Genomic DNA, 12,242 nt, shown 5'->3' with positions numbered 1-12,242 from the left:
ATTTACAAAGGTAATAAATAGGTGTGAGACCTTATACCTCTTTTTTCTTGAACGTGTAATATTTGTTCAGAAAGAATTGTAAAAAAGCGATAATAACCGTAATAGCCAATTTTGCTAAATTTTGGATAATCTTAGGAGCTAACGATAGGTCGAAGTGAGTTAATGTGAAACTTATAAGCTGAACAAAAACGGGAAGTAATACCGATCCGATAACTAATCCTACACCGGCAATACCGAAGAAAGATATAGCTCTTTGCCAGATTTTGTCGGTAGCTTTAAATGTAAAATAGCTGTTGAGAATAAAATTATTGGTAATTGCCAGTATTGAACTGAGGATATGTGATGCAATATAATTAATACCAAATACATCTCTAAAAATAAAAAATGCAGCCCAGTCCACACCTAACCCGACAAGACCTACTACTCCGTATTTTGCTAATTCTTTGAAAGACTGTTTCATTAATTTATAGGCTTAGATATCAGATTGTTTTATCTTTGTGGTAACCATTATAGTTATAAACATATCTGTTATTATTCTTTAAGAGTCCAAAGATAGGGCTTTATTTCTTTTTGAATTTGTCTTTTTGTACGATTATTATTTAAAATTTTACTTTTATGGACTCTAAATAACATAAAAATGACTATTTTTGAATTAGAATACTTTTACAACGGTTATTTATTGTGATAGACAAAAAGGTGAAATTATCGGTTTTGGGATTCTCGTTTAACCAAACACAATCAGGTACATATGGCTTGGTTTTGGCTGAGGAGGATGGTGTAAGACGTCTCATGGTTGTTGTCGGGACGCCTGAAGCTCAGTCTATTGCCTTTAAGTTGCAAAATACTTCTCCGCCACGTCCGTTGACTCACGATTTATTTTACTCCTTTATATCTGAATGGGGAATTGTTCTTCAGGAAGTGCTTATTTATAAGTATGACAATGGAATTTTCTATTCTAAATTGATGTTCAAGCAAGGGGAAAAAGAAATATCCATAGAATCGCGTACATCTGATGCCATTGGTATTGCTCTTAGAAGTAAATCTCCGATATATACTACCGAAGAAATAATGCAGAAGCTGGCAATTGTATTCAGTGAAGGCGAAGATGATATAGATAATAAAGAAATAGTCTCAGGTAATGATACTACAGAATATATGGATAGCTATGCTTTGCTTAGTGAAGAAGAGCTGAATTCGATGCTACAAGAGGCGATCGATAACGAAGATTATGAATTAGCATCTGTCCTCCGTGATGAAATGGATAAACGGTTTAAACATTAAGGATTACGATCGTTATTACTTTAAAATACAACATTAAGGTCTGACTTTTACTCCAATGGATAAAACAATATTTTATGCACCTGATATTCAGCAGGACAATACCTTACCACAAGACGAGTCGGCTCATTGTGTGCGAGTATTGCGTAAAAAAGAAGGTGATGAGGTATTAATAACTGATGGGAAAGGACATTTTTTTGATGCAGAAATTGTAGATGCCCATCAAAAACATTGTGTCGTAAATATTACACAAACAAGAGTCGAACCTAAACCATGGAGTAATTATTTACAGATTGCATTTGCCCCCACTAAAAATTTAGACCGGATAGAGTGGTTTGCCGAAAAAGCAACAGAAATAGGTATTGATCACTTCACTCCTTTATTATGTAGATATTCGGAACGCAAGGAAATAAAATTGCCACGTATCGAGAAAATACTTGTTTCGGCAATGAAGCAGTCTCAAAAAGCTGTCCTTCCCCAATTAGACGAAATGATTTCTTTTTCTAGTTTTATTAAGAAGCCTTTTGATGGACAGAAATTTATAGCTCATTGTTATCCACAGGAAAAACAACTATTGAAACATATCTATAAAGCAAATGGAAATGTTCTGCTATTAATAGGGCCAGAAGGCGATTTTAGTGAGCAGGAAGTACAGGAAGCATTGAAATATGGCTTTGAGCCGATTAGTTTGGGTGAGAGTCGTTTACGTGCAGAAACAGCAGCCTTGGTCGCCTGCAATACAATTCAGATATTAAACGGTTGATCCGATGTTTTTCCGTTAAAAGTTCTATTATAGATTCTTTTGTATATAATAAATATCCCAATCACCATTATCCCTCACAATAAATAAGATTACAGAGACCTTATTTATCTGCTACATCTTTATTAAATTCGCGTAGAGCCAGAATGGCTTTGTACAATTTCTTCTTGTAGTAACCTTTGAATATAAAAGATTCGTACCGCTTCATCGAATATTTAATTACATCATACTCCAAAGACCTTCTTGCACTCTCAACAAAGGCGTCAATAAGTGGTTTAAGTGCTTCAGTAGGTTGAGTTGATTGATTGTTTTCTTTTAATGGCTCGTCCATATTTGCTATTTATTTTAGATATGTAAAGATAATAAATTATAAGAATTAGCGTTCGATAGGTGAAGCCCGAACACTTAATAGAGAACTAAAATGATGATAAAAGCTATTTTTTTTGATATAGATGGAACGCTGAAAAGTTTTAAGACACATTCTATACCTCAATCGGCAATTGATGCAATTAATCAAGTAAAGAGCAAAGGTATTAAAGTATTTATAGCTACAGGTCGTTATTTTAATCAGATAGGCGATTTGAATGGCTTAACTTTCGATGGATTTATAACATTAAATGGAGCTCATTGTATAAATGGAGAGTATCAAACAATCTTTACGAATCCAATTCCCAAAGATAATATAGAAGCTTTATTGCGTTACCATAAAGAAGTCTTCTCGTTTCCATCTATATTTATAACAGAGAAACGGGAGGTGATTAATTTTATTGATGAAAATGTAAGAGCAATAAGTCAATTGGTGGATGTACCGTTATCTCCTGTCGGTCAATTGACTGAAGCTGAGATGGCTGAGGTTCTGCAAATCGATGCTTTTATAAATGATAATCAAGAGAAGGAAGTTCTAGGAACGGTTCTGACTAATTGCGATGCGAGTCGTTGGCATCCTCTTTTTGCAGATGTTAATGTAAGGGGCAACAGTAAACGTACAGGTATTGATAAGTTTCTTGAATATTATAAATTAAACCTTTCCGAAACAATGGCTTTTGGAGACGGAGGTAATGATATTCAAATGTTAGAATATGTGGCTCTAGGTATAGCTATGGATAATGCCGGAGATAAAGTTAAGCAGGTTGCCGATTATATAACTGATTCAGTTGATGATGACGGAATCTCTAATGCATTAAAACACTTTGGACTTATCTGATAAAAGAACTTAAACGGGCGAAGCTACAACCAAAAATTGTTTATACTTTATATCATCCAATGAATTTAATAATACTTTGTTGATAAGTGATGTAAAACAAAAGGGGCTAACACCGTTGATACCTGTTATCTGATCTATTTTATATCCGCAATCTTCAAACATTCTTATAATACTTTTCTTAGTAAAAAAACGCAGATGTGTTCTGTCCAAGATTCCGGAGTCTTTGTAGTGCCAATCTTTTTGAAATAGTAGCTCTCTTAATACTTCGATGTGTCTTATATTAGGTATTGATGCTATAATTTTCCCCTCAGGATGTATGTTGGCTTTTATTTTCGATAAACAAGTTTCAGGATATGGCATATGTTCAAGTACATCATTAAAGAATATACAGTCAAAGTATTTTTGAGGGAGATCTCCCGATACTTCGTCGAAAGAGCCTATTAAAACTTTATCTAATTTCGTTTTAGCTATTTCTGCAGCCTCTTCGAGCATTTCAATACCCCAAGCTTCGGTGCTTCTTTCCTTTTTTAGTTTTGCGGAAAAAACTCCTGTAGCACAACCAACATCTAAAGTTCTCTTTATTCCCTGAGGTATAAAAGGGAAAATTTCTTTTCTATCAGAGCTATAATAACCGGAGTCTTGCATAAGAAACTAATATCATTGATGACTAAAGCCTAAAGATAATATTTTAGTTTTATTGGCACTTAAATCTATGCAGTATATTTATTTTAATGAGGTGATACTAGTGTGGTAAAGATTATTCAACCAAACAATGAGGGTGAAATACTAAATAGTACTTCACCCTCATTGTTTGGTTTTTATTATGTCATGATGCAGAAAGTATCTGCATACTCTGTTCTATTTTAACGCCCACCTCTTGAGCGGATATTCGGGTTGACGGGAATATAGCAAGGTTTGAAGTTCACGGCCATACTGTTGCTGGTAACTATTCCGCATCGGTCGGTAACTATTACATGGTAATAAGTAGTTCGCGACTGAATAAGAGTAGGAGGAGTATATGTGGCACTGGTTGCACCTGCTATATTAGTCCATCCTGTGGTACCATTTGTACTGGATTGCCATTGATAGGTGTATACTCCACTACCTCCTCTTACGGCGCAGCTTAAAGTATTGGCTACTGTACGAACACATACTGTCTGGCTGTCTGTAACCGCTCCTGTAGTCAATGGTTTATACACATTGATATAAACGCTATCCTGTACGGGGTCACCGCAAAATTCGGGCATAACGGTTACTCTGTACCATCCTGTCATAGTTGTATCTGCATCGGCTATCTTGGGGCTTTGCACGGTCGTCGAAAATCCGTTGGGGCCTGTCCAGTTATAGGCTGTATTACCGAGTGTGATACATTTTAATTGAATAGTATCTCCGGTACAAACATTATTGTCTTCGGCGTAAACGATACGGGCGGTGCTTAGCTTGGCCATAGTGATCTGTTGGCTGAAGCTATTGCCGCACTGATCCATGATACGTGCTGTATAGGTAGAATCAGCTTCCCCGTAATCAAAGTGTACTTGTCCGGAAGAGACTATCTCGGGGATATTGATCTGAACGGTATTGTCTTTGTTCCAGAGCTGGTAAGTATAAGGTGCTACACCGTTTATGGCTTGCAAAAGGATTACCCCTGTAGCTCCATCGGTACATTCATAAGCACTACTTCCTGTCTGGCTCAGAGCCAATGGTGGGGCGGTATAAACAATCGTTTTCGTGTTGATCACACAACCATTGGCACTATTGGTATTTAGAATACCTAGTGTATAAGTTCCCGGGGTAGAAAAAATAAATGATCCACCGGGTGAAATTACTGTTTTGTCATACCCTGCAGGGCCATTGGTTAGCCTGTAATAGGTAGTCGTATTAGTACCCTGATAAGTCATTAATCCCGAAGGAGTAACCCTCATTCCCGAGCATGTATTCTCTGTAGTATAGCTTAATGCTTTACCACTGTATATTCCATTCGTGTTGATCGTTGTTGTTAGTGGAGTTGGGTCTCCGCATCCATGAACGACACTTAAAGTATAAGTTCCTGCAGGCAGGGTAGTGGCAGGCATATAATAATAATAAGACGAGCTAGTCGATGTGTATGTTTGCGGGGTATATCCTGCCGGACCGGTTATCGAAAACGTTGTACCTATTGGAAAGTAGACCGATCCATTGGAGTAAATATATAATTGTCCTCGATCCTCGTAGCAATTATTAGCTCCGGAGACAGACATCGTATAACCGGTAGGCAGACTCGATGTCCTATTTATGGTAGTGGTGTAAGTGCGTAGAGGATTTGTTCCTACATATACCGCTTCGAACGTATACGACTTGCCATATTCTAAATCAACAGTTGAACTTGTTAAGGTAGAGGTGAGGGTGTTAGAGTGTACAACTACCCCCAAAGGATCTTTGATCGTTATTTCAATTGGATAACAAGGGTCGTTAGGAGAGCTGTAGTACAATCGAAAGAGATTACTACATTTATCATCGGTGTAAGACAGAGACATAGTTCCTCTGCTAATATTCGTGCTCGTTGTCATTACAGTTCCATTAGCATCAGTCATTAGCACATTATAGCTAATGCTATACTCCAAAGCAAGTTGCTCTGATACAGGATTCGATAAATTAGTCTTGTTCAAAATTACAGTTCCGGCTCCTGCACCGGTTGCCTGAGTTATAACAAGGGAGACCGGATAGCATAACAATCCGTCATAATCTGTCCAAGGTCTGACAGTATATAGATAGTCATCACATCTCCTAGTGTAACTTGCGGTCATTGTTGGTTTCTTCATGTAGGTTGTTATACTGGTATAATTATCAGGGCAACCTTTTAATCGTGTATATACAGATATAGTTTTGGGAGTATAGAAGTCAGCAAGCGTGTATGGAGATAAGTTTAATGTTAATTGAGAAGTTGTCCATGGAGTCCAATTAGTAGGCATTGTTCCTCCTCCCGGTGCAGCACCTACTTCGTACATACCATCCAGATAATACCGGTAATAGTCTGGAAAGTTACTGCTTACAATGCCTGCACTCCAATAAACAGCACTACACGAGTTGTCAGCAAGTATTGGTCTGAATCCGCTATAAGAGGAGTTCGAAAAAGTTGGAAAACCAGAGATTTGTCCCAATGTAAAAGTTGCTACGGACGTATAGCAGCCATCGTTTATCTGTACTGCATAATCGCCCGACGGATAATTTTCGCCGGGAAATGTATAAAGACTACCGTTCTTGGTTGGTGTAACAATACCTGTTGTTACACCGGCCGGTGCCGATGTTATATTAAAGGTAAAAGTTCCACTACCATCTGTAACATTTAATACAATTATACCTGTATTACATATGTCATAAGACTTGCGCGAGGCTGTTGCATTGAAAGAGACAGAAGGTACTTTATAATTACCTCCTACGGTTACATTGGTAACAGTTTTAACCACATCATAATCGGCATTTACTTTACAAAAAGCACGTACCGTTACTGTATAATTACCTGCAGGAATATTTGTAAGTACATTATGTTCTTGAGGATTAATCGTAAAACCGGTAGTTGGCGAGGTCAATCCGTATTGAATATTGAAAAGATTGGTCAAGTCACCGTTAAGGGTCACCGTTACCGTTCCGTTAGCTTGACAGGTTGATGGAGTAGATGCCGTCGTTACCGTGAAATTAGAGGCACAGTCCTGAGCCGTTATATTTCCAGCTAAAAATATGAATAGGAACAAATAGAATATTTTATAAGATAGTTGTTTCATCCGTATTTTTGTTTAGTTAAGGTAATGGTCAATTTACCTTCTAAAGGAAAATCATAATTGGAATCTCCATATAGAAAAATAAAGGTAAAAGTTAATCTATTATCACTAAAAGAAGACGAATAAGGTGATAATTGCCTTTGACTATGCTTCAAAGCGGATACTTCAGATTTTTCTTTGGTCGGAAGCAGTATTATTCCGTCCTCTACTGTATATTCTGATTGATCTGGTAGAACACAAAATGATAATATCCCATTACTGATAGTAGCCTGCAAAAATATATTCTGAAGAAACATATCCGTTGTATCTACTAAAGCCGGATCGGTTATAATACGGGTATCAACCTCTGACTTTGAATTAGAATTGGAAATGGTAAATACAGCTTTTTCAAACAGATATGTTCCATCTGTTTTATTTGCTTTGCTAGACTGCGAATATGCAGATAAAGTGCATAAACATAATATCAGCGTATGAAATATTTTCATAATTTATTTTATTTTACTTTGAATACAATATTCATAAATGTTTTTTCCGAAAGAGTAAGCTCTGCAGGCAATCTATATGTTAATACTCCTGTATTGCTTACTGCAACGCTTTGAAAAACTGAATTATCGTAATAGGTTATAAAATATTCCAAAGCATTACTTGCTGATATAGGGAGAGCAGTTGCACCAGGGCTTTTATATGAAGTACCTGAATTAGTTAAAGCAAATTGATCTGAATAGGCTTTGTATAAATCTATTGTAAATGTTTGTGTCCCTGTATTGTATGCTGGGTCGGATGTGTCCGTTGGTAATATTATTGACGGCATATAAAAGAACCGTAAGCTTTCATCAGGACCGATTGGTTGCCAGATAGTTCCATCGAAGTAATAGTAACCAACTGTAGTTACTTTTCTTGTTTTAGTGGTTGTTGTACCGGTTGTATTAGTTACATAAACAATTGTTCCTGTTTGGTCGGCAATATATTTAGCATCTTTCGATACTAACTGGTTAAGTGTAAGTCGAGGAGCTGTAAGACCTTCTGCAGTAGTCGCATCTGTCGCAATAGCTTGTACATCTAAACTAACCTTTGGATCTGTAGTGTTAACACCCACTTGTGCTTGTAGAAAGCCTATACTATAGATTCCTAGTATAAATAAAAAAATCCTTTTCATTGTCGTTATTTATTGTCGTTGTTGTTTTAATATCTTTACTCTAAAGAACAAAAGTACACAAATAAAAAAATAAAAGTATATAAAAAAAGGAAAAAAGCATGAAAGATTATTTTTTATTAGTCTAGAACAGAAAAAGATAGTCTTTTTTAGCTTGCTAAATATTATCTTGCATATTGTTTTATAGCAGTGTTTATGGCTTAATAATATGTGGTTTTTTCTTTAACAAAGATATTATTTGGAGAGAAAAAAGATTATTTCCTGAGATCTTATTGTTGAATGTATTTTTAACAGTTAAAGTTAGGCTAGATTCATAAATAAATTAATGATGAAGTATTGGAAACCAACTCTAGTGCATCTCAATTAGAAGATGCGTTTAAGCAGAAATGTAAAGTTTCGAAGGCAAAAGAAGATAGATCAGATATTATATCTTTCGTTTTTGATGAATTTATATATTGCCTTGAAATATTTTGTTCTTTAGTAGAGACACGAATATAAAGTATATTTTAGACTATCAAAGATATAACCTCAGACTTATCTGGACAGGCCGCTTTTGGTTCGCGATTTTAGGGTATACTCTTATTTTAGAATAACATCTATTTTATATGTCTGATGCTGAATGGATTGTAGTGTGTTCTCAATAAATTATCGTTACGAAAAGAAAGCGACATGTTAATAAAAATTAAATGTAGTATAGGGGGTAGTGTATTGATATACCATATTTATGGTATTTGTTTAGTTTTACAAACAAATTATTTTTGTGAAAATTATTTACTTTTCAGAAAAATTATTGAAATGAAGTTAATCTTTCACTCTTGCTCTGAAGAAAATTATCTACTAATTCTATTTTTTTTCAAAGTAATATTTGTATTTGACCTCCTTTTAGAAACTATTTTCCATTTGTGATACATGAAATGGGATATCAAATATTTTTTTATTTACAAACCGTTTACAATTAATGAAAACCAAATTACTATTTATTTTTTTCATCTTATTTAGCACTTTTGCTTTTTCACAAAACTATGTGGTAAAGGGTAAAGTTACAGATGAAAATGGTGAACCTTTACCAGGTGTTTCCGTCTCAATAAAAGGAACTACAACCGGTACTGCAACCAATGTCGATGGAACTTACTCCATAAATGCAGAGAAATCGCAGGTACTTCGATTCTCATTTTTGGGATATGGAGTAAAAGAAATAACAGTATCAAGTGACAAATTGAATGTATCACTAGAGCCTGATGTTAAAGAGCTAGACGATATAATTGTCGTGGCCTACGGTACAGCCTCTAAAGCCGGATTCACAGGTTCTGCTTCAACAGTCGGAAAAAAAGAAATTGAGAGGGCACAAGTCAGTAGTGTAACCCGTTTACTACAAGGAGCCGCATCCGGAGTTCAGTCTATATCATCATCCGGTCAGCCGGGGTCTGATGCTAATATTTATATTAGAGGCATAGGTTCTGTTAATGCCGCAAGTACACCCTTGTATATAGTAGATGGTGCTCCATTTGACGGCGCCTTGAATTCACTGAACCCTGCGGATATTGAATCTATCAATGTTTTGAAAGATGCCGCCTCTACCTCTATTTATGGTTCTCGTGCAGCTAACGGACTTATAATAATAACGACTAAACAAGGAGTAAAAGCAAATAAAGCAAAGATTGATGCCAGCTTTGTATATGGGGTATCTTCCCGTGCAGTGGCCGATTATAAACAAGTTAGTACCGATCAGTATTGGGAACTCTATTGGGAGGCTTTAAGAAATCAACGTTTATACAATAACAAAGAGTCGGCAGATGTGGCTGCAAAATATGCATCTTCCAATATAGTAGGCAACTTGGGTATCAATCCTTATGGGAGTAAATATGCTGAGCCTGTTGGTTTAGACGGTAAAATTGTAGCGGGAGCAGTCCCTTTGTGGAATGATAACTGGTCTGATGCATATACACAGGATGCAAACCGTACCGAAGCTCAAGTAAATATATCTGGAGGTAGTGAAAATTCGACTTACTATATTTCGTTAGGTTATCTGGATGATCAAGGTATTGCTTTGGCATCAGGTTTTAAAAGGTATACAGGTCGTGTAAATCTTAATTCAGAAATAAGAAAAGGAATTCGTATTTCTACAAATATCGCTTTAATTCACTCCGATCAGAAAGCACCTCTGGGAGAGGATAGTAATACTTCAAATACACTTAATTCTGCACGTCTGATTCCTAGTTTTTATCCTGTATGGTTACGTGATCCTGAAACAGGAGCATTGGTCGACGGAGTGAAAACTCCTGACTTTGGATTGTATAGACCATCTGCAGCTTTAAGAGGTCAAAACGCTCTGGGGTCTTCTCATTATGACTTTAATAAGGTGTCTCGTGATGTAGCATCGTTAAGAGCTTCTATCGAATTTGATTTGTATAAAGGTCTTACTTATAAGGCCAGTGCTAATCTGGATTATACGAATCGCAACGATCATGATTATGCTAATCCTGAATATGGAGAGGCTTCTGAAAATGGTTATCCAGGAACAGTCGCTAAATTAAACAGAAAAACAACAGGATTTACAGGTAATAATATTTTGGTTTATACAACTAAAATAAATACAGCCCATAATCTGAAACTTATGGCAGGACAAGAGTATTATGAATATAATACAACATTCATTTCGGGTGAGCGTAGCGGACTGCCTGCACTAGGCTTAACAGAGCCCGATGCAGCCAGTCAGTTAAACTCTTTTGGAGGTTTCTCGGATAAGTATAAGTTGCTGAGTTTTTTCGCCAATGCCGAATATAACTATAACAACAAATACTATGGTTCTGCATCGATCAGAACGGACGGATCATCTCAATTCGCACCCGACTCTCGTTGGGGTACTTTCTGGTCGGTAGGCGGTTCATGGAGACTCTCGCAAGAAAATTTCTTAATTGATGTAAGCCAAGTAACCAAATTGACACTACGTGCCAGCTATGGAGGTCAGGGTAATGACCAGATTCAAAATAGTAGTCTAAGCAGAAATTATTATGCTTATCAAGACCTATTCGATATTAACAGTAATTTAGGGGAATCAGGATTTGTAAGAACAACTCTGTCTAATAAAAATTTGAAGTGGGAGACAAATTTAAATTTTAACCTAGGTACCGATTTTGGATTTTTCGATAACAGGTTATCAGGTTCATTCGAATTTTTCGTGCGCCGTTCCAAAGATTTACTCTTTTCTCTACCAAAACCACCGTCTATAGGCTATAACGGATATACAGCCAATGTGGGAGCCTTGAAGAATGTCGGTTACGAAATCTCTTTGACAGGTGTTCTTATTAAAACAAATAGTCTTACATGGACAGTTTCGGCAAATACAACACATTTCAAAAACACAATAACCAAATTGCCTCAAGATCCGATAGTATCATCAAATGGTTTTAATATACTAACTAAAGGAGGTTCTATATACGATTTCTTTCTAGTGGAATGGGCAGGGGTCGATCCCGAAGATGGTATGCCACAATGGTATAAGACGGTTGCGGATGGAAGCCGCGTGAAAACGAAAAGCTATAATGAAGCCAACAATACTACTTCCAGAATTACAGCGGGAAGCTCTCTGCCCGATTTAGTTGGTGGATTTAGTACCAGCTTCACATATCGCGATTTTGATTTCTCAGCATTATTTGCTTATGCATTGGGTGGGAAAATATACAATAGAGATAAATTGATGATAATGAATTATGGTTCTAATGCCGGACGTGCGATGTCGGAAGATCTATTGAATCGATGGACACCAGAGAATAGAGATACTGATGTCTCGCGCATGATAACATCGACAGCTAATTCATTGACTAGTACTTCGACTCGCTTTCTTGTCGATGCAGATTACTTAAGATTAAGAAATGTTAATTTGGGATACACTGTTCCAAAACCCCTATTGCATAAAATAGGGGTATCGAACTTACGTGTGTTTGCTCAAGCCGAAAATCTGTTTACAATTTTTGGTGAACAAGGAATGGATCCGGAACAAGCTGTCAATGGTATTTCATATTATAGATATCCGGCCATGAAGACAATTTCATTTGGACTTAATCTTTCATTCTAAAATATTAAAAAATTATT

10 protein-coding genes are annotated in these 12,242 nt (G+C 36.4%); 4 read left to right on the top strand and 6 right to left on the bottom strand.

The window, feature by feature from the left end; all coding sequences use genetic code 11:
• Window positions 1-31: 31 nt before the first annotated feature.
• Window positions 32-460, bottom strand: a complete 429-nt coding sequence (locus tag G7050_RS03115; protein WP_166111065.1) for a GtrA family protein — start codon at window positions 458-460, stop codon at window positions 32-34.
• A 221-nt stretch (window positions 461-681) separates the two neighbouring features.
• Here G7050_RS03115 and G7050_RS03110 point away from each other — a divergent pair, with 221 nt between their 5' ends.
• Together G7050_RS03110 and G7050_RS03105 are read left to right on the top strand one after the other, a co-directional pair.
• A complete protein-coding gene (locus tag G7050_RS03110; protein ID WP_255499248.1) occupies window positions 682-1,281 on the top strand; it encodes a bifunctional nuclease family protein in 600 nt (199 codons plus the stop codon).
• Between the two features lie 55 nt (window positions 1,282-1,336).
• Window positions 1,337-2,041 carry a 16S rRNA (uracil(1498)-N(3))-methyltransferase gene (locus G7050_RS03105; RefSeq protein WP_166111062.1) on the top strand — a complete coding sequence of 235 codons (705 nt, stop codon included), beginning with the start codon at window positions 1,337-1,339 and terminating at the stop codon, window positions 2,039-2,041.
• 100 nt (window positions 2,042-2,141) lie between these two features.
• On the opposite strand, the gene G7050_RS03100 is transcribed toward G7050_RS03105, so the two are convergent.
• On the bottom strand, window positions 2,142-2,369 hold the full coding sequence (locus G7050_RS03100; protein WP_166111059.1) for a hypothetical protein: 228 nt from the start codon (window positions 2,367-2,369) through the stop codon (window positions 2,142-2,144).
• A 93-nt stretch (window positions 2,370-2,462) separates the two neighbouring features.
• Here G7050_RS03100 and G7050_RS03095 point away from each other — a divergent pair, with 93 nt between their 5' ends.
• Window positions 2,463-3,242 (top strand): Cof-type HAD-IIB family hydrolase, encoded by a 780-nt coding sequence (locus G7050_RS03095; protein WP_166117618.1) that lies wholly within the window; start codon window positions 2,463-2,465, stop codon window positions 3,240-3,242.
• A gap of 9 nt (window positions 3,243-3,251) precedes the next feature.
• On the opposite strand, the gene G7050_RS03090 is transcribed toward G7050_RS03095, so the two are convergent.
• From G7050_RS03090 to G7050_RS03075, 4 genes are all read right to left on the bottom strand, one after another.
• The gene (locus tag G7050_RS03090) at window positions 3,252-3,887 is read right to left on the bottom strand and encodes a bifunctional 2-polyprenyl-6-hydroxyphenol methylase/3-demethylubiquinol 3-O-methyltransferase UbiG (RefSeq protein WP_166111057.1); all 636 of its coding nucleotides are present in this window, start codon (window positions 3,885-3,887) and stop codon (window positions 3,252-3,254) included.
• Between the two features lie 218 nt (window positions 3,888-4,105).
• The gene (locus tag G7050_RS03085) at window positions 4,106-7,000 is read right to left on the bottom strand and encodes a hypothetical protein (protein ID WP_166111054.1); all 2,895 of its coding nucleotides are present in this window, start codon (window positions 6,998-7,000) and stop codon (window positions 4,106-4,108) included.
• Complete coding sequence (locus G7050_RS03080) at window positions 6,997-7,482, bottom strand: hypothetical protein (protein ID WP_166111051.1); 486 nt, start codon at window positions 7,480-7,482, stop codon at window positions 6,997-6,999. Before G7050_RS03080 ends, G7050_RS03085 begins: the two co-directional genes overlap by 4 nt.
• 8 nt (window positions 7,483-7,490) lie before the next feature.
• Window positions 7,491-8,153 (bottom strand): hypothetical protein, encoded by a 663-nt coding sequence (locus G7050_RS03075; RefSeq protein WP_166111048.1) that lies wholly within the window; start codon window positions 8,151-8,153, stop codon window positions 7,491-7,493.
• Between the two features lie 955 nt (window positions 8,154-9,108).
• Between G7050_RS03075 and G7050_RS03070 the strand changes: the two genes are divergently transcribed.
• A complete protein-coding gene (locus G7050_RS03070; RefSeq protein ID WP_166111044.1) occupies window positions 9,109-12,225 on the top strand; it encodes a TonB-dependent receptor in 3,117 nt (1,038 codons plus the stop codon).
• The last annotated feature ends 17 nt before the right edge of the window (window positions 12,226-12,242 follow it).

The sequence above is a fragment of the Dysgonomonas sp. HDW5A genome (assembly GCF_011299555.1).
GTDB lineage: Bacteria > Bacteroidota > Bacteroidia > Bacteroidales > Dysgonomonadaceae > Dysgonomonas_A.
This window is presented reverse-complemented; position numbering and strand designations above follow the sequence as displayed.

Excerpts from the sequence above, each read along its gene's own strand:
- G7050_RS03115 (WP_166111065.1), bottom strand. The coding sequence starts at position 460 with ATGAAACAGTCTTTCAAAGAATTAGCAAAATACGGAGTAGTAGGTCTT.
- G7050_RS03105 (WP_166111062.1), top strand. The coding sequence starts at position 1,337 with ATGGATAAAACAATATTTTATGCACCTGATATTCAGCAGGACAATACC.
- G7050_RS03100 (WP_166111059.1), bottom strand. The coding sequence starts at position 2,369 with ATGGACGAGCCATTAAAAGAAAACAATCAATCAACTCAACCTACTGAA.
- G7050_RS03095 (WP_166117618.1), top strand. The coding sequence starts at position 2,463 with ATGATAAAAGCTATTTTTTTTGATATAGATGGAACGCTGAAAAGTTTT.
- G7050_RS03090 (WP_166111057.1), bottom strand. The coding sequence starts at position 3,887 with ATGCAAGACTCCGGTTATTATAGCTCTGATAGAAAAGAAATTTTCCCT.
- G7050_RS03085 (WP_166111054.1), bottom strand. The coding sequence starts at position 7,000 with ATGAAACAACTATCTTATAAAATATTCTATTTGTTCCTATTCATATTT.
- G7050_RS03080 (WP_166111051.1), bottom strand. The coding sequence starts at position 7,482 with ATGAAAATATTTCATACGCTGATATTATGTTTATGCACTTTATCTGCA.
- G7050_RS03075 (WP_166111048.1), bottom strand. The coding sequence starts at position 8,153 with ATGAAAAGGATTTTTTTATTTATACTAGGAATCTATAGTATAGGCTTT.
- G7050_RS03070 (WP_166111044.1), top strand. The coding sequence starts at position 9,109 with ATGAAAACCAAATTACTATTTATTTTTTTCATCTTATTTAGCACTTTT.